Raw genomic sequence first — 22,209 nt, forward strand, 5'->3', positions numbered from 1 at the left:
AAACAGGGTCAGTTTGGATTGTTGCTACGGTAGGAGGCTTGCAGGGCATCCAGAATGGCAGGTTCCGGCTCGCCCAGTGGCATCTGATACAGGGTTTTGCCATACATGCGGGACAGTAGGCCCCATGTGGCTTTTCCGTCATCCGCGAAGACAATATCCAGTTGATTATCCCCGCAATCGTGCGGTTTGCATAAATGCCCTACAGTATAGGAATGGCCTGAAAGAGTTATGGCTTTGGTGGGAACAGAGACAACATCCTTACCAGTGACCCATGCGGGAACCTGAGCCATTTTCTGATAGGCCTTGGCGAATTTCGGACCGTGAGCTAGTTCCGCTGTGTAGGTGCCGTTCTGGGCCAGTGCCGGTGTGGCGAGGCAAAGCGTCAGAAGGGTGATCTTGAGGCAGCGCATGGTGTTGGTCCTTTTTCTGGTTTGGCCCGCGTGTTGCAGCAGAAAATATGATCTGCATTCGTGAAGAACGTGCCTGAATACGACAATGCGGGCCCTGCTATCCGGGTGCGGCAGGGGTTCGTTCTGTCTGCGCATAATGTTCGCAATCCCGGATCAGCGGTTCACAGGCGGCGAGGGGGCCGTAAAGGGTCTGGGATGGGCCGGTGTAGGAGACACGGCTGACCTTTCCATCCCGCAGGGTGGCCACAAAATGGCATGTGCCTCGGCCAGCGATTGAAACACCAATCAGGAAAGGCGTGCTGACGGAAACCCCGCCATCCACATTCTGATCCTGTTTCCATACAAGCACTTCCTGGCCATCCCGTGTTTCGGCTGCATCAGGAACGCCTGCACAGGAGAGAAGTTCGGGGCGGGTTAGCCCGATAAGATCCGTCCGGGCCTTATGGGCGACGCTGTGGCAGTTTGTCAGGAGCAGGCATGCCACGGTGTATGCCGTTGCGTTCTGTCTCATCAGGGCGCGGTAACTTCCATTCACATCAGGCAACCGGGCTCAGGAAACAGGTCTCCAGCCCACATTGTGGGAGAGTATGCCCGATGGAGCGGATGCGGCAAATATTCCGTCCAGATTTTCATTTTGGAGATAGCGAGAGGCAGAAGGCTGACAACAGAGATCAGTCTGCTGCGGAAGGAGACATTATTGAAGAATGTTTGCCTGAAACGCCATTTTTGAATTTTGCGGGAAAATTCTGGCGCACCCGAAAGGACTCGAACCTCTAACCCCCAGATTCGTAGTCTGGTGCTCTATCCAGTTGAGCTACGGGTGCGCCGTGAGGCGGTTTCTAGTCGAGATATGGGGGGGCTGGCAACCCCCCTTTTGAAATTTTTATGATTTTTTTTATCAGTCGTTCCCGAGGAAGTTTTTCCAGCTGCGGCTTTCCGGCCTTTTCAGCGTGATATGGGCCCGGCATTCCGGTGTGCCGTACACGCCTTCAAACGTGTCCCCCACCGGATGCGCTTCAAAAACCATGGGGAGCGGCTTGTGGTTTGCGTCTTCCATCACAAGCTGGGCATGATAATGCTGCTTTGCCTTGTCTGGTTTGCCACGCAGAACCAGTGACCCCATCTCCGGCGTGAAAATCATGCGTTTGGGCTGGATCTGGAGCAGGGATGTGCCGTTGACCGGGCAATTATGGCCCTGGTCTTTCACCAGAATGCCGACCCAGTCTCCATAGGGATCATCCGCTGCTGGCGCAGCTGCGCCGCACAGGGCCGCGACCACCGTAAGGCTGGTGGTCAGGGCGGCAAAGGATTTCCGGCTACGGGCCAAGGGAGAACGGTGTTTGGACGCATCTGTTATCATGAACACACTCCTGTTGTGGCTATGATGTGAGGCGGAAGCGCCTGTGGCGCAAGACGCGCCACCGCCAGGGCAGGAAGGCTGATTGGCAGGCGAAATGCTTATTTATAGGGTGACGGCACGCCTGCGCCGCTTTATATCCGCTGTTTAGCACGCAACTGCCTTGCGCCAGGGCGGTTGTTTTTTACCTGAAAAGCCGTTCAGGCGCTGACCAGAAAGACCAGTAGCTCATGCCTGTTGAGAACACCATGCCCGCTGCCACCGCCAAACTGGATGAAACTCTGCATCAGGACCGTATTCTGATTCTGGATTTTGGCAGTCAGGTGACACAGCTTATTGCCCGCCGCGTGCGTGAGAGTGGCGTGTATTGCGAAATCTGGCCTTTTACCGCAGATGCTGAGCGTATTAGTGCTTTTGCACCACGTGGTATTATTCTCTCCGGCGGTCCTGCCAGTGTCCTCAGCCCGGATGCCCCCCGTATTCCGGAAGTGGTGTTTGATATGGCCATTCCGGTTCTGGGAATCTGTTACGGTCAGCAGGCCATGTGTCTGCAACTGGGCGGGCAGGTTGAAAGTTCCGACCACCGCGAATTTGGCCGCGCCTTTGTTGATATTCTGGAAGATTGCGCGCTGTTCCGTGGTGCGTGGGCGCGCGGCGGCCGTGAACAGGTGTGGATGAGCCACGGTGACCGTGTAACGGAACTGCCCCCGGGCTTCCGCATTGTCGCAGTGAGTGAAGGCGCACCTTTTGCCGTTATCGCTGATGAAGGCCGCCGCTTATATGGCGTGCAGTTCCATCCGGAGGTAGTGCATACGCCTCATGGTGCTGCGTTGCTGCGGAACTTCACCCATAATGTGGCGGGTTGCACTGGCACCTGGACCATGGCCGGTTTTCGCGACATGGAAATAGCCCGCATCCGTGAACAGGTGGGCAGTGGCCGCGTTATCTGCGGTCTTTCCGGCGGGGTGGATTCGTCCGTTGCTGCTGTGCTGATCCATGAAGCCATTGGCGATCAGCTTACCTGCATTTTTGTTGATCACGGCATGCTGCGCGCGGGTGAAGCCGAGGAAGTGGTAGAAACCTTCCGTGGCCGTTTCAACATTCAGCTTGTGCATCGGGATGCGTCTGATCTGTTCCTGAACGCGCTGGATGGCGTGACGGACCCTGAAATCAAACGCAAGACCATTGGTCGCCTGTTTGTGGAAGTGTTTGAAGAAGAAGCTGTCAAACTGGGTGGTGCGCAGTTCCTGGCGCAGGGTACGCTTTATCCGGACGTGATTGAAAGCGTCAGCTTTACGGGTGGTCCGTCCGTCACCATCAAATCCCATCATAATGTGGGCGGCCTGCCGGAACGCATGAACATGCAACTGGTGGAACCCCTGCGTGAACTGTTCAAGGATGAAGTGCGCGAACTGGGCCGCGAACTTGATATTCCTGAAACCATCGTCGGGCGGCATCCTTTCCCCGGGCCGGGGCTTGCCATCCGGATTCCGGGCAACATCACGCGTGAAAAGCTGGATCTGCTCCGGCGTGTGGATTCTGTCTTCCTGGAAGAAATCCGTGCGGCAGGGTTGTATGATGCCATCTGGCAGGCATTTGCCGTGTTGCTCCCCGTGCGCACTGTAGGGGTGATGGGCGATGGCCGCACATACGATCAAGCCTGTGCTCTGCGCGCTGTGACCAGCACGGATGGCATGACAGCGGATGTCTATCCGTTTGACATGGGCTTCCTGAACCGGGTGGCGAGCCGTATCGTCAACGAAGTGCGCGGTATCAACCGTGTTACGTATGATATTACGTCCAAACCGCCCGGCACGATTGAATGGGAATAAAAGCACGCGCCTTTTCCAGACGGCTTTTGGTCGATCTGATTCAGGATTGAGCTTATGCGGCTTGCCAGAGGGAACGATCTGGCAAGCCGTTTTTTGTTTTGGACTCAGAAAAGTGGTATTTTGACTTCAGAAACGGGCTCGGCATGCGGGTAGGCTTTGAGCAGGGCAGACCAGAGAATGTGGTTCAGCTGTATGCTTGCTGAGCATGGTCGGCAAGCTCGGTGTTAAATGCTCGGTCATTTCTGTAATGTGGCGCAGTTTTTAAAGCAAAAAGCCTCTCATATTTAAAAGGCGGAGCAGGAGGGCGTTATGGTTACGCCAACGGCTTGCTGATCAAACCTGTGCTGATAGCTGGAGCGGATATCCGTAAGTTTCTGGGCCAGATGGGGAGTGGAAGCTGGCGCTGCAATCAGGACAAAGCGGGATGGCTCCTGCCCGATTTTTCCTGTCACTCTGTCCTGCCACTGGCCTTCAACGGGAAGAACTGAAAGTCCGGACGGGAAACGGGGCGTGATGGTGGTTTCTATAAAATCCTGCCATTCATGTGGCGTGATATCCACCCCATGAGGGCGCTTCAGGCCAAACATGAGGGTAATCGTCAGCGTTGGCTCTGCCGTCAGGGCCCTGCATATGTCTGACCGTGTCTGGATTTCCTGCTCAGCGTTTTCGGATGTTGCTAAAAAAACGTCCGGTGTTGTGTTGGGGGGATGGAAAGAGTGTCCGCCAAGCTGGGTGGAGAGCGTGTGGTGGGGATTATGAAGTGTAGGATCATGCTGAGCGTTTTCTCCGGTGCAGGCGCTCAACATGACCAACATGGTGCTCCCTGCCAGAAGATGAGGGAGTAAATCTGATCTGAATCTGGCAGGCACAGTCTATCCTTTATTTATCAAGCCACGGTGCTACGGGCAGATCTTTGCCGCGCAGAAATTCCGGGTTGAACAGTTTGGACTGATAACGCGCGCCGCCGTCACACAGGATAGTCACAATCGTGTGGCCCGGACCCAGTTTGCGCGCCGTGCGAATGGCGGCAGCTACATTGATGCCGGATGACCCACCAACAGAAAGCCCTTCGTCAATCAGCAGGCTGTAGATAATTTCAAGTGCTTCGGGGTCAGGAATACGCTCGGCGTCATCAATCGGCGCGCCTTCCAGATTACCCGTGACCCGTGATTGACCGATGCCTTCCGTGATGGAGGACCCGGTTACGGAAAGATCATTGTTTTTGACCCATCCATACAGACCAGAGCCTTCAGGGTCTGCCAGAACGATATGGGGCGCTTTGACTCCCGCCTTTTTTGCGGCCTCATGCAGCCCCATGGCAGTGCCTGCCAGTGTGCCACCGGTGCCGCAGGCGCAGGTGAACGCATCCACTTTGCCGTCCAGTTGATGCCAGATTTCCGGGGCGGTGGTCAGGCGATGGCCTTCACGGTTGGCACGGTTGTCAAACTGGTTGGCCCATACATATCCGCCTTCTTCTGCCAGACGGCGGGAGACGTGCACATAATTGCCCGGATCTTTATAGGGTTTGGCCGGTACCAGTCGCAGGTCTGCGCCGATCATGCGCAGAAAATCAATTTTTTCACGGCTCTGGGTTTCCGGCATCACAATAATGCAGCGATACCCGCGCGCGTTGGCAACCAGTGTCAGCCCAATGCCTGTATTCCCCGCTGTGCCTTCTACCAAGGTGCCGCCGGGTTTCAGAATACCCCGGCGTTCAGCATCTTCAATAATGGCAAGGGCAGCGCGGTCTTTCACGGACCCACCAGGGTTCATGAATTCGGCCTTGCCGTAAATGTCGCATCCCGTAGCATCCGATGCCTTGCGCAGCCGGACCAGTGGTGTGCCACCAACGGCTGCGGGCATATCTGCGGAGGGTGATTCCCAGCCGGGAAGGGAGGCGGGAATTGCGCTTTCAGTCATCCAGTTGCACCTTCTCTTTATCAACGGACCCCGCTTCCTTTTCTCTGGTGTCAGGCGGTTCTGCTTCTCCTTTCACAAAGGAGCAGGCCTGAGCAGACGGAGGCAGAGTCCACCATGTCATGAAACAGGATACCACGATGATTGAAGATGTCTCACCCCAGTATGTGTGGGCAGAACTCGAAAAGAATGATCAGGCCGTACTGGTGGATGTGAGAACCATGGCGGAATGGCAACTGGTGGGGGTGCCTGATCTGGCATCGCTTGGCCAAAGACTTGTGTTGGTTAGTTGGCAGGATCTGGATGGAACGCCAAATGCGCGCTTTGCGGAAGATTTGGAACAGGTGGGCGTGAGAAAAGACGCGCCTGTCTATTTCATCTGCCGGTCAGGCGTGCGGAGCCTCTCTGCGGCGCAAGTTGCGCGGCAGGCGGGTTACCGGACGGTCTATAATGTGGCGGATGGGTTTGAGGGGCCATTAGATATCCATGGCCACCGCGGTTCTATTGCAGGTTGGAAAGCCTCAGCCCTGCCATGGCGGCAGAACTGACGTTTTCAGTCCAGGCGCAGGGGCAGGCCCTGCGCTTCCGGTTACATGCCTGCGTCTGGTTCGGCTTCTGCGTCAAAGAGCACTTCCAGCACGGCGCACCATGGATAGCGCGTGTCATAGCTCTGGCCGGAAGGGGAGGAGATGCGACCCTGAGTATCTGTCGGCACGTGGGTCAGGGCAACGGCGTCGTCAATATTGCCGCCAATAATGCTCAGTTGCCTGCCAAAAGGCTGACCGTTCTGACCGGTTGCCACGACATACCCACAATGGGCGGGAAAGCCGTAAGAGGTAGGGAGGCTGGAAAACCGGACCATGGTTTTGGCGCGCCCACGGGCAACGCAGATCAGGTCTCCCAGCTTGGGGGTGTAGCTGGCCGGATCATGCGCTCGCAGGATGGGAGACTGCCCGGAAGCTGCCGCATTGATATAGGTTGAATGATTCTGGGAGTAGGGAAAGCGGCTGTTGGCGCCGGAAACCCGCATAACATAGGAGATAAAGGCGGCCGACCACGCATAATTGCCATCCTGCACAAAGTTTGTGAGTTGGCCATTATTATCGTGCTTGCCGGTCCATGAGGCTTCTGGTGTGTCCGGCTCCATGCCGATCCACCAATATTCACCAACCCGTTCCCACAGGCCGGGAGCGCGTTCAGGTTTGACGGCAGCAGTCTGGGGTTCGGGACGATCTTCCGGGTCATCATCATTCACCGGGCTACCGAACAGCCGCCATTCACGCATGGCGATGGCCACGAGATCCTGCCGATTGAAAGGCTCGAAATTACGGGTGGCAAAATCCGGAACGTGGTTGGAATACCCGTAAGCACTCCCTGAAGCAGTATTCTGCCCGTTTGCGGTGGGCGTGGCACCCGGCACTGTGGATTGGGTAGCGCAGGCTGCCAGGCACAGAGGCGCCAGCAGGGCAACAGAGAGCTTACGTGACATCTCGTCTCCATTCAGACACGTCGCCCCGGATGGCCCGAAGCGTGCATGGAACCCTCCTTACCAGCAGAGCCCCGATCCTATCCATAAGCCGCTCCGCTATCAGCGAAAAGAGGGGGCGCAATTTTCCTCCCCCTTTTCCTCAAGCTCAGGGCAATGCCTTCAGGTCGCGTCCACCGTCAGATCAGCCGTCTGTCCGTTAACGCAGGCAATGGCGTCTTTGGGGGAAAGCCCGATAACAATGCCGCGGCCGCCACCATTGATATACATCACATCCTGCTTCAAGGCTGCGTTTTCAAAGACAACAGGCACCTGTGTGCGTGCCCCAAAGGGGCTGATGCCGCCCACCTGAAAGCCGGTGAGGGCTTCGGCCTTTTCCGCGTTGAGCATGCGGGCATTCTTGCCCCCAAACAGGGCAGCAACCTTTTTGAGGTTCATTTTCTGATGAACGGGGATAACCGCACAGACAATCTGCTTTTTATCGATTTCGACCATTAGGGTCTTGAAGACCTTTTCCTGATCAATTCCGATCCCTGCGGCGGCCTGTATGCCAATTTTACCAGGTTCGGAGACATACTCATAGTCATGCACAGTATAGGCAATACCGTGCGCCGTCAGAAAACGGGTTGAAGGTGTATCAATAGCTGTCTCTGACATCGCGCAGTCCTTTCAGAATGCTTCGACGGTACGGAACCGTAAAAAATCACGTTTTGCTTATCAGGCTGCGGCTTTGGCCCGTCAAGAAAAGAGATGCGCATAGGCATATGCGCAAAGCCATGCAGCCAATGGCGGCGCATTATTCGGAGAGATGGAATGGTGCGAAAGGATGGCCACGAGAATACGAAAAATAGCTGCTTTTATCGTATGTTCTTAAAATGTTCTCGTTTTATCAAAGGGAACTGCCCCTAACTATAGTCATAGTGGGGCGCGTAAATGTCTGAAATGCTACAAATAGAAGTGGCCAGAACTGTTTTCCCGGTCCGGGCGGATATTTGCCTCAAAACAGACCTCTCATTTTTCTGCGGGATATGAAACAGAAAGAAGAGCAGGGCGTGGTCAGAGGAAAATCAAGAAACCTACAATTCTTTTGCGCGGTTCATTCTGCTTTGGGGAAGGTTTGTGGTGCGCAGGCGGCTTGCTGTTCCGCCTGCGTTGGAAACGAACGTGTTATTGTTCCGGGAACAGACCACGCAGGCCGCTTTCCGTTGCCGGGCAGACACCGCGTTCAGTAATCAGGCCAGTTACAAGCCGTGCGGGCGTAACATCAAAAGCAGGGTTGGCGGCCGAACTTCCATCTGGCGTAATCTGCACTTTTGTCAGGCTGCCGTCGTCAGCGCGGCCCGCTACATGCGTAATCTCGGAAGCCGCACGTTCTTCAATGGGAATTTCTCGGACGCCATCACCAACAGTCCAGTCAATGGTGGTGGAAGGCAGAGCCACCCAGAACGGCACACTGTTATCCTGCGCTGCCAGTGCTTTCAGATATGTTCCAATCTTGTTGGCAACATCTCCGGTACGGGTTACGCGATCCGTGCCGACAATAACCAGATCAACCTGCCCATGTTGCATCAGGTGGCCGCCAGCATTGTCTGCAATAACGGTATGCGGCACGCCATGGCTGCCCAGCTCCCATGCTGTCAGGGCAGCCCCCTGATTCCGTGGGCGTGTTTCATCAACCCACACATGCACGTTCAGCCCGGCATCATGCGCCATGTAAATAGGGGCCAGCGCCGTACCCCAGTCCACCGTTGCAATCCAGCCCGCGTTGCAATGTGTCAGAAGGTTAATGCGTGTGCCAGGCGGACGGTTTTTTGCAATCTCCTGAATCAGGGAAAGACCGTGGCGGCCAATGGCTTCATTCTGTGCGGCGTCTTCATCACAGATGCGGCCTGCTTCAGCATAGGCGGCCTGTACGCGCTGGTCAGGTGATAACGGGCGCAGATGAGACAGCATACGCTCAATAGCCCAGCGCAGGTTGATGGCGGTTGGGCGTGTTGCGGCCAGAAGACTTGCCTGTTCCTCCATGGCGCTATCGGAACTGTTCTGCCTGAGCGCAAGCGCCAGCCCATAGGCAGCCACCGCACCAATAAGCGGTGCACCGCGCACCTGCATTGTGCGGATAGCATGTGCAACGTCTTCCGGTGTGGTGAGTTGCAGGATGTCCAGAGAAAAGGGAAGGCGGGTCTGATCAAAAATATGGATGGACCAGCCATCTTTTTCATCCACCCATACGCTGCGGTATGAAGTGCCAGCAATTTTCATGTGTATCACCTGAGGGTTCGGAGCAAACAAGATGGATAATAAGCGTCCTTTCCAATCTAGGCTACCGTCTCTCAACCGCAAGGTGGTGGGAAGATATGAAGGGAAAGTAATGTCTGTCATGACTATTCTTGAAAGCCGAAAGTATTTTTTGCATTTTTGGGCGTTTTTGTTATGAAGGGCTGAAGTTCCAAGTGCAGAAGCCTGTTTTTCAAGGTGTCCCTGAAAGTGTCAGGAGAAGTAGTCTTGAGGAACATGCTTGTATGTTCTTGTATTTTTGAAAATGTAGAATTACAGGAGTTCTGAATGAGTGAGATGAAAAAGCGCCGCGCCGCCCCCCGCGCCAAAGTTGCAGCAACCCGCGCCGCGCCCGCTACAGCACGCCGCACCCGTGCAGCAGCTGTAAAAAAAGATGTGGTTGAGGAAGAGATTGTGGCTAAAGCAGAAGCTCCCAAGACCCGCCGCAAGGCGCTGAAGGTGCCTGCAGCACCAGCCAAGCCTGCGCGAGCCGTCAAGGAAACAAAAGCAGCTGCGGTGAAAAAAGCTCCGGCTGTGAGCGAAGAAAAGCCCAAAGCGACAAAGCGTGTCTCCCGCAAGGTAGTAGAACCTGTGGCAGCCCCCCGTACAACGCGCCGCAAGGCGGCTGAGGTCGAAGCTGTTGTTGCAACGCCTGCACCCCGTGGCCGTCGCCCGAAAGCCGCAGCAGTTGCCGAGGTTGCTCCGGTCAAGGCCAAGCGCAAGGTGGCAAAACCTGTTGCTGAGGCTCCTGTAAAGGCGCGTGCGAAAAAAGCAGCACCGGCTGAAGAAAAAGTGCGTTTGTCCGCAGTTGAAAAGCTGCGCATTGTGCAGGAAACGCGCCGTCAGAAACGTTATGATCGTCTGGCTGCTGAAGCTGCCGAGACTGAGAAAGCGACCTCAGCCAAAGGAACGCGCGCGCGCAAAACAACAGCCGCCCGCAAGCCGCGTGCGCGCAAGGCGTAAGTTTTTCAGCGTTTAAAACGGTTCAGAAAAAAGCAAGGCCGGGGAACCATTATGGTCCTCGGCCTTTTTTATGGTGTCTTGTCTGGCGCTTCCGCAAGGGGCAGCGGAACGAGATTAGTGCGCGCAGACGGCCCTGGCGAGTGATTGGCTCAGGGGAGAACGCTGGACTATTTTTGTATCAGTTTTGAAAAACTCAAACGAGAACAAAAGAAAAACACGTGGGGTTATGAGGCTGCAGATGGATAACAGTCTTCCGCCAGTGTTGCTGAAACCCTGAACTCACCCACACTCTGCCCGTTCCAGTTTTTCAAGGTTTGACGCATGAAGTGCGTCAGCACCGGACTGCTTTCGTTACCAAAACGGGCAATGAGGGCCGCAGCCGTTGCTTCAGCCGCTCGCACTCCGCCATCCCGGCACTTGATGGCAATACCAAGACCTTTTTCAGGAAGCATGGCAACCATCACGCCTTCTGCACCCATTTTGGTGAAAACTCGCGGCGCAAGATCTTGCATGACGCGCGTATCGAACTGGTTGGTTCCGGCAATCATGAACGGGTTGGCGGCTATGGCGGATCGTAACTGGGCAGCAGCCTGCGCTCTGTCCGTATTCAGGTTCTGGCCTGTTGCAAACCGTGCGTAAGCCAATGCCAGAGCGCGAAGAGGAATGGCCCATGTGGGAATGGCGCAGCCATCCGTGCCGCGGTTGGCGTCCGTATGAGGAATGCCTGTTACATCTTCCAGCGTCCGGGCGACTGTTTGCATGACGGGGTGCTCTGGTCGGATGTAGTGCTCAGGATCATGTCCGGTTGCGCAGGACAGGCAGACGAAGCCTGCATGTTTACCTGAACAGCAATTATGTAGCGCACACGCCTGTTCTCCGCTGGCAGCCAGAGCGCGTGCTGCGCGGGCGTCCAGCGGCCAGTGGGTGCCGCATTCCAGAGATGTGGCATCGCGCCCCGTGCGGGCCAGCATTTCAGTGGCAACGGCAATATGGGCTGGCTCACCCTGGTGGGAGGCGCAGGCCAGGGCTAGAGCATCCGGCCCCAGAGCGTATTTGTCGGCGGCACCTTCTGTCAGCAGCGGCAGAGCCTGCAGTGCTTTGACGGTGGAGCGGGGGTAGATGGCGGTCTCCACATCCCCTGCGGCAAAAACGGTTTTTCCGGCGGCGTCCACAACCACGGCAGCGCCATAGTGACGGGATTCCACCCGGTCACCGCGGGTTGCTTCAGCCAAAAGCACATCGTGAGGCATTGCAGATTTTACCTGTTCTGTTCGTGTGTGGCGCCGCTTAGCAGATAGCACTCTGCTGAAAATTCGGCGCTGTGATCAGGGTCTGGCTCCAGCATGTCTGCCACCATTGTGCGGCGTAAGCGCAGAACGCAGGGGAAAGCAGCAGGCCCCGCCGGGTCTTCTGCCATTTTCTCCAGCCACGCACAAACGCCATTGCGTTCTGTCAGCAAAAGTGGGGCTTTTCTGGTCAGGTGGAGACCTGAATGCAGAAGATGGTGGGCCTCTTCACGGTCAGTCACGAAATAAAGCCAGCTATCCGGTGCTGTGCGGGGCGTGAAACTCTGTGGCGGGCTATAAGAGAGCCGTAATTCCTCCGCCGTGAAATGCGTGCGTGGCGGCGCAGGCGGTGGCGGGAAGGGATAGGAAAACAGGTCAGTCTGCGGGCCGGCAGGGGGAGTGGGAGTCTCCTGCGCCGAAACCTTTGTCTGTTGCGTGCTATTTTTACGGTGGGATCGTGGTTCAGTAGATGAGGACGCAGGTTTCTGTTCAGGAAGGTCAACAGGCAATTTGAACTGGCGCTGCCGGGAAGGAGAGCGGCGTGGTGCGCCGGAAGGTGTCCGTTTTGGCAAGTAACGCCGTTACTAATGCTGGTGAGCAGGCGTTTTGCGGTGTGCGGCACAGTGCGCGCAAAGGCCTTCAATTTCTATGGACGAGCTTTGAATGACAAATCCCTGCTCCCGGCAGGTTGTGCGAACGGCATCCAGAATACTGGGGTTGGTGATTTCAATCACACTTTTGCAGGACCGGCAGATCAGGAACTGGGCTGTGTGCAGGCAGATGCTGTCCTGATCATGGTCATGATTGCAGCCTGCCGCGTGGTCATCGTGCAGAAGGTGCGTGCAGGGCACAAAAGCTGACAGTCGTTCAATGCGATGAATCAGCCCGTGTTCGAGCAGAAAATCCAGCGCCCGATAGACCGTTGGCGGAGCAGGTCTGCGGTCAGGCGTTTTCATCTGTTCCAGCAGATCATAAGCCCCTACGGGGGCATTCACGCTCAGGATCAGCCCCAGAATTTCCCGGCGCTGCTGTGTCAGGCGTGCGCCCTGCCGTGTGCACAGGGCATCAGCCCTGTCCAGCAGAGCCTGCGTAGCGGGGGAGAGTGTTTCAGGAAAAACAAGGGCAGACTGAGTGGCAGATTTCATGATTACGATCCGTTCTGCCCGTATCTTAGCCATGCAGCACAGGGAAGGCAAAGCGTACGGAAGAGAAGGTTTCGGGTGGGAAAAGGTATGTTATATTATCACATAAGCTGATAAGAACCGCTCATCACGACATATCTGCGGGCAATGTAAAGAATTGTGGTGAACGGGGATGTGGCGTGTCTGAACCTGCAAGGCAAGGGCTTTCGGGGCGGATCAGATGTTCGGCAGGCGCGGAAATAGCGCCTTGTCAGGTTCGCGATAGGCCGATTTTTGATGCTTTTGCGGGAGCAGGAGCATCTTTCGCGCGGCGGAATTTGGGGTGTGAGTCTGTTTTATGCGTTTTGCCGTGTCAGTTTTCTCCTGCCTTATTGCCGCGTGCGCCTGTATGGGGGCTGTTCGGGCTGCTGAGGCCCCGATTGTTGTTGCAGCGGAAAATACATGGGGGGATCTCGCTGCGCAGGTGGCCGAGCCCGACATGCATGTTCATTCCATCCTCGCATCTCCGGCCCTGGACCCCCACCTTTATGAGCCCGGGCCGGCAGAAGGGCGTCTGGTGCATGACGCCACCCTTATTGTGGCGAATGGGGCCGGGTATGATGCATGGATAGATCGGCTGGCGCAGGCGCGTGGGGGGAAACAGGTTCCCATAGTGCGGGCTGATGGATGGAGCGGCTGGCACGAGGGAGATAACGCTCATCTCTGGTATAATCTGGCAGCCGTGGCGTCTTTCGTGGGGCGGTTTGTTGTGGTGTGTCAGCAGGTTGATCCGGCCCACGCGCAGGCTTACGAGGCGCGAGGGAAAACGCTTCTTGCCGCAGTGGATCAGGTGCGTCAGCAGATTGTCGATGTGCGGTCCAAAACAGTCGGGCAGCCGGTGGCCGCAACGGAACCGGTGTTCACGCCCTTGGCAGACAGCCTTGGCCTCCATATGACGCAGCAGGCTTTTCAACAGGCCATCATGAATGACGTTGAACCTCCAGCTTCTGCCGTTGCGGCGTTTGAGCGGGACATCAGCCAGCATCATGTCCGGTTGGTGGCTTATAATGCACAGGCTGACAGGCCCTCCGTCCAGCGCCTGATTGCGCAGGCGCGGCAGGAGAAAATACCGGTCTTGCCCGTGCTGGAAATCATGCCACCAGATCAACATTGGCAGACATGGGTTCAGCACACGGTGACGCAGGTAGCGCAGGCGTTTGGGCAAGAACCGTGAGTGTCCCGGCTCTTGATCTTTCCCATGTCACGTTGGCGCGTGGTGGGCGGATTGTTCTGAATGATGTGAGCTTCAGTGTGCCGAAAGGCAGCTTTGTGGGGGTTCTGGGGGCCAATGGCGCGGGCAAGACAACCTTGTTCCGGGGGCTTCTGGGGTTGGAGCCTGCGCGGCAGGGCGTGTTGTGTGTAAATGGCGCGCCGGTAAAGCGCGGCAACAGCACAGTTGGGTACATGCCTCAGATGCGCAAGCTGATAGGCGGGCAGTTAAGTGGCTGGAGTATGGTTGCCGCTGCCCGGCGCGGGCAACATTGGGGCTTGCCCTGGTGTGGCAGAAAGGGGCGGGAGGCCGTGCAGGCGGCGCTGGAAGCGGTGGATGCGCTTGATCTGGCCCGCAAACCTGTTGCTGCCCTTTCAGGTGGGCAGAGGCAAAGGCTGCTGCTGGCGCAAACCCTTCTTGATGATCCCACCCTTCTGTTGCTGGATGAGCCACTGGCCAGTCTGGACCCGGCCCGCATGCGGGAGACTGCGGTCAGAATCCATACGCTCGCGCGGTTCCGTAACATGACGGTTCTGATGTCTGCTCATGATATCAACCCGTTGCTGGGGCTGATGGACCATGTTCTGTATCTGGCTCGTGGCAAGGCGCTGCTGGGCAAGGTTGAAGACGTTCTGACCACGGAGGCACTGACGGCGCTTTACGGTGCGCCGGTGGATGTGGTGCGGGCGGGTGGCCGTGTCTTTGTCGTGGCTGAAGGCGGCGGTGCTATTCTGCAACCTCACGACTGTCTGGGGGGACACGCGCATGCTTGAGTATGATTTCATGCGCACGGCCTTTCTGGCTGCTTTTCTGGTGGCCGTTGTTTGCGGCCCGGTGGGCTGGTTTCTGGTGCTGCGCGGTCAGACATTTGCCAGTCATGCTCTCTCGCATGTTGGGTTCGCAGGGGCTACGGGAGCACTGCTGTTAGGGTTCTCGCCGCTTACCGGCCTGAGTGCGGGGGCGTTGGGTGCCGGTGTTCTAATGGGCTTGGCCGGTGACCGGGTGGCAGGGCGTGATGTCATGATTGGGCTTGTGCTGTCGGTCGCCATGGGTGCGGGGGCATTGTTCCTGCATTTTCTGACTCATTCTGCCAGCGCAGCCACTGCTCTGCTGTTTGGGGACATTCTGGGCATAAGTTCTTCCATGCTCGGCTGGCTGGCCGCGTTGAGTGGCGGATGCCTGCTGGCGCTGGGAATCATGGCGCGCCCGCTTCTGTTCGCCTCCCTGCAACCGGAACTGGCTGAAGCCAAAGGGGTGCATATCGCTGTGCTGGATGTGCTGTTTCTGGCGCTTGTTGCCATTGCGACGGCAGAGTGCGCCCAGATTACCGGAGTGCTGCTGGTTTTCACGCTTATGGTTGCGCCAGCAGCAACCATTCTTCGGCTGGGACTGCCCCCTCTGGTGGGCCTTTTTGGTGCAGCCGGGTTGGCAGTGATGGAAGCGTGGGGTGGGTTGATGCTGTCTTGGCAGACGGATTACCCCACCTCTTTCTGGATCTCTGTGCTGGGTGGGGCAGGGTTTCTGCTGGCGGCCCCGGTAGCATCCTGGGTAAGCCAAAGGGTGGAGGCAAAGCGCCTCAGCAACGCCTCATAGCTTGATCTGAACGAGGTTTGACTGTCTGGTTTTGCGGCAGAGTACTGCGTGGTCAGTCAGCAGCTTGAGACTGCCAGAACATGTCTGGCGCTTGAAAAAATGCAATTCGAAAACCTGATGGCAGAAGGGAGCCATAACCGGTACCTGAGACCTGAGGCCGGGCGCTGAAAATGTCTTGCCCAACAGGCCGGACAGGATTGTGATCAGTCTCTTACTGCGGCAGGGACCAGTCCAGCCAGCCCCAGAACAGCAGGAAGATGGCAAGCCCCACATGGATGAGGATCAACGCCTTAAGGGTAATAACCGGAACGTCTGACAGATCTTTTTTAGGCGGCGGGGCCATGGAAAACACTCCTGCCTGTTTGCTGGTGAAGGGTATTTAAGAGGCCAGCAAAAGGGTAAATCAATAAAAAAACGGATGCTGCTGTCCGGTATCAGGAAGCAGTGTGGGGCAGGGAGTGATAGGCGCGGTTGAAATACACCAGGCCGCCCACATGCTGGTTGATACGCAGGGCCTCAACAATCCCGAACATGACGCTATGGGTGCCTACTTCCACAATCTGACTGATGCGGCAGTCAAACGTGGCAACTGCTTCTTCCAGAACCGGAGCACCAGTTGCCAGTGTGGTCCAATGCCCTACAGCAAAGCGGTCTTCCATTGTGGTGGGGCCGGAAAAATGGCTGGATAACGCCTGCTGGGCAGCAGAGAGCACATTGACGCACAACGGTCCGCCTTCCGTAAAGGCCGGGCGTGCCCGGCTTTCCCGTTTCAGGCAAACCAACAGTGTGGGAGGCGTATCCGTAACAGAACACACGGCGGATGCAGTAAAACCAACCGGGTGTGCCTGCGTTCCTGTGGTCACAATGTTCACAGCCGCTCCAAGTTTGGCCATGGCATCGCGGAAGGCGCTGGTCTCCAGAGCCAACATCTGCTCTCCTTCAAACATGTTCAGACTGAGTGTTTTGTGCATGAATAAAGAAGGAAAGCAATGACTGAAGACGTTCTTTCAGGCACCCCCACTGTCAAAACACGGCGTGCAGGCCATATGGGCCGTATTATCCTTGATCGTCCCAACCGATTGAATGCGGTGGATCTGGAGATGGCAGAGGGCATTGCCCGCGTGCTGGAGGCCTGGCGGGACGACGCATCTGTTCAGCATGTAGTGCTGGAAGGGTCTGCTCCCCGTGCGTTTTGTGCGGGCGGAGATCTGAAAAAAATCTGTGAACTGATCCAGATGGAAGGGGCGGATGAAGCTTTCCGGCAGATGAACCGTGTTTACCAGGTCATGCAACAGATTGCGGCCTACCCCAAACCAACCATTTCCTTCATGGACGGAATTGCCATGGGCGGCGGCATTGGTCTGGGCGGGCATACGCGCTACCGGATTGTGACCGACCGTTCTGTTGTGGCCATGCCTGAAACCGGCATAGGTCTGACCCCGGATGCCGGAGGGTCCTGGATTCTCAGCCGCGCACCCGGTTTTTCCGGTTTGAGGCTGGCCGTTACGGGCAACCGCATGAATGGCGTGGGGGCGGTCATGATCGGCTTTGCCGATAGGCTTGTGCCTGCCGATAGTCTGCCTGATCTGCTGGGTCTGCTTGAAACACGATCTGCGGCAGCGGTGTTCGCCCTTGTTCCCGCATTGCCTCAGTTAGCCAATGTTCAGGAGATGGACGCCTGTTACGATGCGCCAGATTTGGCCCATGCAGTGCGCAATCTGGCGGAAAGTGGCACGGAAGAAGCGCGGCAGGATCTGCTGGCGCTCTCATGCGCCTGTCCGTTCTCCGTACAACTGGCGTGGGAAGCGTGGCATCGGGCGCGGGGCCTCTCCTCCCTGACCGAAGCCTTTCAGCAGGAAGTAACCTTGGTCAACCACCTTATCCGGCGAGCAGATTTTGTAGAGGGCGTGCGCGCGCGCCTGATAGACCGGGATAATCAGCCACGTTGGACCCCAGGCACTCTGGCGGAAGTCAATCTGGATGAGGTTCAGGCCTGTTTTCAGAACTGAGGACGTACCTGATTTTTCGTTGGCCGCGTTCTGAAGTGCCCGAAGTAGGGAGTAGGGAGTAGGGAGTAGAGAAGAAGACGTTCCGGGGCAAAAGAGGTGGTTATGCCTGCTTGCTGTGTTAGCACCTTGGCCCGGAGAGCCGACCTTCCTCCTCTCCTGCGCTGGTGGGGTGCCTTAAAAAAGGATCACCTGTTTCGGCTGGCAGGACTGGTTGAAAAAAGGGATTGCCACCGAGCGTATGCAGGCTGCGTTTCTGGTGAAGGGCTGCGCCATTCCGTTTTGCCGTGGGCCTGATAATGAGCCTGGCCAGAAGGCCAGTCTCCCAGTTGCACGGCGATGGCGACATCTGGATTCTGTTGCAAATACCAGCCTTCAGAAAAAGCAGGCTGGTGCCCTTCACGTTCTTCCTGATAACCGCGCTGGAGAAAGTGCTGGCGGCCGGAGCTGAAATCTCCTCTTGCCACTGCGGCGGCAACATCCGGGTTCGCTGTCAGATAACTCGCCTCGTCAAAAGGGGCGTGCGCCACATATTCTTGCAGCAGGAATAGCAGCAGAGTGTTAGGAACTGAGACATTTTCCTCTTCCGCAGCAAAAATATCGTAACCCAGAGCACGGGAAAGTAGAGCGTAAGGGATCATCTCCGTCATAAAACTCGTTAATAAACTCTTAATTGAGTCTCTACAAAATATTTAACCACGTCAATCTCGATGCCTGCGATGAGGGGTGTTGGGAAGTGAGCCGCCCTGTCTTACTGTGGGGGAAAGAATGAGGCAGGGAACACGGCGTGTTAGAATATAGGGATCTGCAAAACGTGCACCGGCATGAGGTGGCAACCGTTACCTCTCCCAGTTTTGTTCAGCCGGTTCCGCGTGTGCAGAATCTTCATCTGGTGCCAAAACCGGTGCTGGAAGCCATGCGCGCAGGCTGGCTGACAGGGACGCATCTGGAACGGTCTGTAACCCTGACCAAACTGTTTGATGTGTACGTGACCGAGGAAGGCCTTGTTTTTACGCATGACAGGAAGCTGATCACCCAGACCATAACCCAACATAGTCCGGACGAATGTGAGCGGGCTTTTGAGCGTGTTCGATGCGCGCAAGATGTTCCTGAAGTAACCGCGTCAAGTTTACTGTTGCGGAAACGGGGGGACCATAATTATGGGCACTGGCTGGTGGAACTGCTGCCCAGATTATGGTTGGCGGAACAGTTCATGACGCCGGAGCTTCTGGTTGTTCCGCACGCAGACCACGCCATGACCCATGTGATACGGGATTCCATTGTGCTGTCATCCGCCCGGCCGCATCAGTTTTTGGCGTTGGATAATCAGGCCGTGTGTTTTTTCAAGGAACTGAGCATTGTTGATGGGCTGACGGATCACGGTGTTTACATGTCTCCACTGGCTTTTGCCAAAACGGACATAGTGCGTGAGGCTGTTCCACAGATTGCACCGCAACGTCTGTATGTGGCGCGGCCCGGTAGCCCGCGGTGTGTCGTGCAGGAGGAAAACCTTCTTGCTTTGCTGCACAGTCACGGTTTTCGGGTGGTCGATCCGGCTGCTCTAACGTTTCTGGAGCAAATTCAGCTTTTCAAAAATGCGGAATGTGTTGTGGGGGTGATGGGGGCTGGCATGACCAATATTCTGTTCTGCCCGCCGGGTGCCAAGGTGATAACGCTGGCTCCTGCCACCATGCCGGATACGTTTTTTGCCTTTATCGCCGGGCTGCGTGGTCTGGAGTATCATGAACTGCGCGGGCAGATGATGGATGCGGAGACAACCCGGTGGGATGCACCTTTCTCCATCATGGCCGCCCAACTTGCCGCGCTTCTTGAAGGGTAATTGCAGACCCTTTAGCCGAACACCGGATTATGGTGCGGCACTACCGCTGTTACGCCAGCATTTGCACCGGGAATGTCACGGGAAAGCTGCAAGGGGCCGTACCGATGGAAAAAGCCCGGAACGGATGTGATGATATAGGCTGCCTGCTCCAGACAGGATACAACCCGTTCTCGCGCCAGACAGGCCGCTTCCGGGTGCGGAATGGCGCTGATGTGGTGTGCCGTTTTCAGAAGTTCTGCGGCGGTCTGTTCTGGTGCGTGATGAAGGGTTCTGAAAGATTTCAGGGCATCAAGCAGAGCATCATGTGCTGAGGGAGCCAGAACAGTATGCCCGGCATTCCAACGCAGACGCACAATCAGCCGCCCAAGGGAAATTGCAGCGAATGCGGCGTCCGTATAGCCCTTGCGGTCAACGCTTTCATCAAGAAAGGAAAGCCGCATCATAAGACGGGCAATTTTCTGTAATTGCAGGCTTTCCCACACCACCCACAGAATGGGCCGGTTTTGCGGTGCGGCGGCAAGCTGCTGCACACTGCGTGTGAGAGAGGAGACAAGCCGCGCGGCATCCAGCCTGTGGTCAGCCGGAAGAATGACCCGGAACACCAGAACCAGCAACACACAGGCTGCGGCCATAGTCATCCAGTTATTGGTCAGTGTCATGTCATCATAGACAATGGGATTGGTGACAGACAGCATCATGGTGAAGAAAACGGCATAGCCGAATGCCCCGATGCTGTAGCGGGGGTGGAATTGCAGCCATACGCCCGGCAGCAGGAAGAGGCAGACTGTCATCCATAACAGGGGGTAGCCATCTATTCTTGGCAGGCCCACAACATGGCAGAGGAAACTGGCCGGGATGGCAAGCGCTGTGCCCACAGCCATGAGTGGGCTGGTTTTTGCGGCTGAAGGCGTGGTGGAAAGCAGGCTTGATGCCGCCACAACGTATAGCATCAGCATTGGCCCCGCACTCCAGTGGAGAACATACCACAACATGCCAGCCAGCAGGGCAATGAACATGCCGCGTGCGCCGTTACGCATTGCCATGGGCCATTCCAGATAGGTTGCCATTTTGACAGATCTGCGGCCGGGGCGGCGGGTTGTAATGTCATGCAACGCCATGTCCAGATGCACCAGCACATCGCGCGTGTTGTCGAGCGAGGCCAGAACAGTGGGGGTGGGGTTCTGGCGTTCCAGAAGATCAAGTTTTTCCAACGTGGCGTGAATACAGTCTGAAACAGGTTTGGGGTTGTCCTGCCATCCGGGCTGTTCTGTCAGATCCAGAATAGTCTTCAGGGTTTCAGCAACTTCCTGATGCACCTGGCATGAGGCCCCATTGGCCAGAGAGAGATTGAGCCAGTAGGGATGGTAGGTTACAATCAGGCCTGTCAGGCGGCTCAGGCCGATGCGAAGACGTCTGACACGTGCCTGCATGTCCCGATCATCCGCAGCAGCATATTCAATGGCGGGGCCAAGGCCCGTCATGCGGGCCAGCAGGCGACCCCGGCTGTCATACAAAGGTTGGGGCAGGCCCCGAAAGGCGGGCGTGGAAGATGTATTTTCCAACCCCGGCATCTGATCTTCCATAGCTTCCGCCGCCTGAGCCGGAGAAGAGCGATTGCTTTCCGCCGAATGGAAAGAGAGCGCATGGCGTACCGTTTCTCGGAAGACATCACCCAGTGTAACCAGAACCTGAGAAGGTTTACGGGGTGATGTCACCATGAACACAAAAGCTGTGACCACAACCCCGGTGGTTACGGCAGAGAGACGCCCCATGGCTGCCAGAAAAATGGAGTCCGGATTGGCAAAAGCAGGGGAGGACACAATAACAATGGTATAGCCGGTCAGAACAGCCGCGTAGGCCCGGAACAACCGCAGGAATGTGGCCACCATACAGGCCAGCCCCACGAAAAAGGCGAGTGCTGCATAATACAGTACAGGAGACTGCACGAATGCCGCCATGACACCCACGCTGATGCTTGCCCCGATAATCGTGCCAATGACACGCCACATACTTTTGGAAACCATGGCCCCAACAGTGGGGTTGGCGACAATCAGAACGGTTGTGGCGGCGCTCATGGGGGATTGAAGCTGAAAGGTGAATGCCAGAAACAGGGCAATCCCGATCGCCAGAAAAACACGGGCTGTATAGGCAGCGGTGGCCAGCGTTGCGCGCCAGCGCTCATCATTCGTAAAAATGGCGGGAAAGCAAGGGCGCAGCAGTGCGGAAAGAGTGTCTGTCATGGTGCGACGGTTTTCATGCAAGGTCAGGTAATGCGGAGCAGGTGTCCAGAATCTGGTCAAGCTGGCGGATAAGGCTGCGGATATCCGTTTTGGGGAGGCCTTGAGTGATGGTTTGTTCTACCTGTGCTGAAACCTCATGGAACAGCGCGCATTTTTTCTGGCCTTTTGCGGTCAGGGTAAGCCGTTTTGCCCGTCGGTCTTCCTGATCGGTGTGGCGGGAAACCAACCCCTCTTTTTCCAGAAGATCCAGCACCCGCACCAAAGCAGAACAATCTGTATCCATGGCGCTTGCCAGATCTCGCTGGGTTGCGCCATCGGGCATCATCATCAGATACGCCATGGGGCGCATGAGTGCCACAGTCATGCCGTGTGGGCGCAGGGCGCGTTCCAGCTTTGTGCGCCATATTGCCGCCAGCCGCATGACACGAAATGTCAGCGCCATGTCCTGAAAACGCGTTTCATCAATGGCAGAAAGGCCACGCAGGGCTTCCATGGGGTGCTCCATTGTTAGCATCAATATATTTGACATGAAAAATATATTGAAACGAATATATCAGAACTGCCGGAGCGGTCAACGGGCTGGCATCTTCCTCTCGTCAGGCTATGGGGGG

At 56.5% G+C, this 22,209-nt stretch carries 24 protein-coding genes and 1 tRNA gene; 8 read left to right on the forward strand and 17 right to left on the reverse strand.

The annotated features are described in order from the left end of the window. Positions 1 to 8: 8 nt before the first annotated feature. From AD948_RS12255 to AD948_RS12270, 4 genes are all read right to left on the reverse strand, one after another. Positions 9 to 410, reverse strand: coding sequence for an Ivy family c-type lysozyme inhibitor (locus AD948_RS12255; RefSeq protein ID WP_061472207.1), 402 nt, complete (start codon positions 408 to 410; stop codon positions 9 to 11). A gap of 97 nt (positions 411 to 507) precedes the next feature. After that, entirely contained in the window at positions 508 to 921 is a 414-nt protein-coding gene (locus AD948_RS12260) for a hypothetical protein (protein WP_167541315.1), read from the reverse strand. Between the two features lie 236 nt (positions 922 to 1,157). Next, positions 1,158 to 1,234: transfer RNA gene (locus tag AD948_RS12265), tRNA-Arg, on the reverse strand. Between the two features lie 74 nt (positions 1,235 to 1,308). Continuing rightward, positions 1,309 to 1,776 (reverse strand): hypothetical protein, encoded by a 468-nt coding sequence (locus AD948_RS12270; RefSeq protein ID WP_156479022.1) that lies wholly within the window; start codon positions 1,774 to 1,776, stop codon positions 1,309 to 1,311. Between the two features lie 221 nt (positions 1,777 to 1,997). Between AD948_RS12270 and guaA the strand changes: the two genes are divergently transcribed. Beyond that, the gene (guaA, locus tag AD948_RS12275; protein ID WP_061472208.1) at positions 1,998 to 3,599 is read left to right on the forward strand and encodes a glutamine-hydrolyzing GMP synthase; all 1,602 of its coding nucleotides are present in this window, start codon (positions 1,998 to 2,000) and stop codon (positions 3,597 to 3,599) included. A 284-nt stretch (positions 3,600 to 3,883) separates the two neighbouring features. On the opposite strand, the gene AD948_RS12280 is transcribed toward guaA, so the two are convergent. Together AD948_RS12280 and AD948_RS12285 are read right to left on the reverse strand one after the other, a co-directional pair. Beyond that, positions 3,884 to 4,414: a DUF3574 domain-containing protein gene (locus AD948_RS12280; RefSeq protein WP_061472209.1), complete on the reverse strand. Its 531-nt coding sequence runs from the start codon at positions 4,412 to 4,414 to the stop codon at positions 3,884 to 3,886. 64 nt (positions 4,415 to 4,478) lie between these two features. Next, a complete protein-coding gene (locus tag AD948_RS12285) occupies positions 4,479 to 5,519 on the reverse strand; it encodes a cysteine synthase A (protein ID WP_061472210.1) in 1,041 nt (346 codons plus the stop codon). A gap of 119 nt (positions 5,520 to 5,638) precedes the next feature. On the opposite strand from AD948_RS12285, the gene AD948_RS12290 reads away from it, so the two are divergent. After that, a complete protein-coding gene (locus AD948_RS12290) occupies positions 5,639 to 6,064 on the forward strand; it encodes a rhodanese-like domain-containing protein (RefSeq protein WP_248846015.1) in 426 nt (141 codons plus the stop codon). 41 nt (positions 6,065 to 6,105) lie between these two features. Here the strand turns inward: AD948_RS12290 and AD948_RS12295 are convergent, their stop codons facing one another. From AD948_RS12295 to mtnA, 3 genes are all read right to left on the reverse strand, one after another. Then, entirely contained in the window at positions 6,106 to 7,005 is a 900-nt protein-coding gene (locus AD948_RS12295; RefSeq protein ID WP_061472211.1) for a DUF2272 domain-containing protein, read from the reverse strand. Between the two features lie 159 nt (positions 7,006 to 7,164). Continuing rightward, positions 7,165 to 7,659, reverse strand: a complete 495-nt coding sequence (gene ybaK / locus AD948_RS12300; protein ID WP_061472212.1) for a Cys-tRNA(Pro) deacylase — start codon at positions 7,657 to 7,659, stop codon at positions 7,165 to 7,167. Between the two features lie 510 nt (positions 7,660 to 8,169). Next, complete coding sequence (gene mtnA / locus AD948_RS12305; RefSeq protein ID WP_006558359.1) at positions 8,170 to 9,264, reverse strand: S-methyl-5-thioribose-1-phosphate isomerase; 1,095 nt, start codon at positions 9,262 to 9,264, stop codon at positions 8,170 to 8,172. A gap of 303 nt (positions 9,265 to 9,567) precedes the next feature. Here mtnA and AD948_RS12310 point away from each other — a divergent pair, with 303 nt between their 5' ends. Then, positions 9,568 to 10,242: a hypothetical protein gene (locus tag AD948_RS12310; RefSeq protein ID WP_061472213.1), complete on the forward strand. Its 675-nt coding sequence runs from the start codon at positions 9,568 to 9,570 to the stop codon at positions 10,240 to 10,242. 224 nt (positions 10,243 to 10,466) lie between these two features. Here the strand turns inward: AD948_RS12310 and AD948_RS12315 are convergent, their stop codons facing one another. Genes AD948_RS12315 through AD948_RS12325 form a run of 3 tightly spaced genes read right to left on the reverse strand, consistent with a single transcriptional unit; the run spans position 10,467 to position 12,673 of the window. Next, a complete protein-coding gene (locus tag AD948_RS12315) occupies positions 10,467 to 11,492 on the reverse strand; it encodes an asparaginase (RefSeq protein ID WP_061472214.1) in 1,026 nt (341 codons plus the stop codon). A gap of 8 nt (positions 11,493 to 11,500) precedes the next feature. After that, positions 11,501 to 12,100, reverse strand: coding sequence for a hypothetical protein (locus AD948_RS12320; protein WP_156479023.1), 600 nt, complete (start codon positions 12,098 to 12,100; stop codon positions 11,501 to 11,503). Positions 12,101 to 12,112: 12 nt separating this feature from the next. Then, entirely contained in the window at positions 12,113 to 12,673 is a 561-nt protein-coding gene (locus tag AD948_RS12325; RefSeq protein ID WP_006559211.1) for a Fur family transcriptional regulator, read from the reverse strand. 346 nt (positions 12,674 to 13,019) lie between these two features. On the opposite strand from AD948_RS12325, the gene AD948_RS12330 reads away from it, so the two are divergent. Genes AD948_RS12330 through AD948_RS12340 form a run of 3 tightly spaced genes read left to right on the forward strand, consistent with a single transcriptional unit; the run spans position 13,020 to position 15,512 of the window. Next, positions 13,020 to 13,883, forward strand: a complete 864-nt coding sequence (locus tag AD948_RS12330; protein ID WP_248846016.1) for a metal ABC transporter solute-binding protein, Zn/Mn family — start codon at positions 13,020 to 13,022, stop codon at positions 13,881 to 13,883. Beyond that, the gene (locus tag AD948_RS12335) at positions 13,880 to 14,692 is read left to right on the forward strand and encodes a metal ABC transporter ATP-binding protein (protein WP_061472216.1); all 813 of its coding nucleotides are present in this window, start codon (positions 13,880 to 13,882) and stop codon (positions 14,690 to 14,692) included. The genes AD948_RS12330 and AD948_RS12335 overlap by 4 nt, the downstream gene beginning before the upstream one ends. Continuing rightward, positions 14,685 to 15,512 carry a metal ABC transporter permease gene (locus tag AD948_RS12340; RefSeq protein ID WP_061472217.1) on the forward strand — a complete coding sequence of 276 codons (828 nt, stop codon included), beginning with the start codon at positions 14,685 to 14,687 and terminating at the stop codon, positions 15,510 to 15,512. Before AD948_RS12335 ends, AD948_RS12340 begins: the two co-directional genes overlap by 8 nt. Positions 15,513 to 15,723: 211 nt before the next feature. On the opposite strand, the gene AD948_RS18880 is transcribed toward AD948_RS12340, so the two are convergent. Next, positions 15,724 to 15,855 (reverse strand): hypothetical protein, encoded by a 132-nt coding sequence (locus tag AD948_RS18880; protein ID WP_254909380.1) that lies wholly within the window; start codon positions 15,853 to 15,855, stop codon positions 15,724 to 15,726. Positions 15,856 to 15,946: 91 nt separating this feature from the next. Continuing rightward, complete coding sequence (locus tag AD948_RS12345) at positions 15,947 to 16,441, reverse strand: flavin reductase (RefSeq protein WP_039904848.1); 495 nt, start codon at positions 16,439 to 16,441, stop codon at positions 15,947 to 15,949. A 60-nt stretch (positions 16,442 to 16,501) separates the two neighbouring features. Here AD948_RS12345 and AD948_RS12350 point away from each other — a divergent pair, with 60 nt between their 5' ends. After that, positions 16,502 to 17,521, forward strand: a complete 1,020-nt coding sequence (locus AD948_RS12350; protein WP_061472218.1) for an enoyl-CoA hydratase/isomerase family protein — start codon at positions 16,502 to 16,504, stop codon at positions 17,519 to 17,521. Positions 17,522 to 17,706: 185 nt separating this feature from the next. Here the strand turns inward: AD948_RS12350 and AD948_RS12355 are convergent, their stop codons facing one another. Next, positions 17,707 to 18,168 (reverse strand): hypothetical protein, encoded by a 462-nt coding sequence (locus AD948_RS12355; protein WP_061472219.1) that lies wholly within the window; start codon positions 18,166 to 18,168, stop codon positions 17,707 to 17,709. Between the two features lie 164 nt (positions 18,169 to 18,332). Here AD948_RS12355 and AD948_RS12360 point away from each other — a divergent pair, with 164 nt between their 5' ends. Beyond that, positions 18,333 to 19,358 (forward strand): glycosyltransferase family 61 protein, encoded by a 1,026-nt coding sequence (locus AD948_RS12360; RefSeq protein ID WP_156479024.1) that lies wholly within the window; start codon positions 18,333 to 18,335, stop codon positions 19,356 to 19,358. Between the two features lie 11 nt (positions 19,359 to 19,369). Here the strand turns inward: AD948_RS12360 and AD948_RS12365 are convergent, their stop codons facing one another. Together AD948_RS12365 and AD948_RS12370 are read right to left on the reverse strand one after the other, a co-directional pair. Next, positions 19,370 to 21,598 (reverse strand): FUSC family protein, encoded by a 2,229-nt coding sequence (locus AD948_RS12365; RefSeq protein ID WP_061472221.1) that lies wholly within the window; start codon positions 21,596 to 21,598, stop codon positions 19,370 to 19,372. 13 nt (positions 21,599 to 21,611) lie between these two features. Continuing rightward, complete coding sequence (locus AD948_RS12370) at positions 21,612 to 22,103, reverse strand: MarR family winged helix-turn-helix transcriptional regulator (protein ID WP_211264482.1); 492 nt, start codon at positions 22,101 to 22,103, stop codon at positions 21,612 to 21,614. Positions 22,104 to 22,209: the final 106 nt, after the last annotated feature.

The sequence above is a fragment of the Acetobacter senegalensis genome, from assembly GCF_001580995.1.
Lineage (GTDB): Bacteria > Pseudomonadota > Alphaproteobacteria > Acetobacterales > Acetobacteraceae > Acetobacter > Acetobacter senegalensis.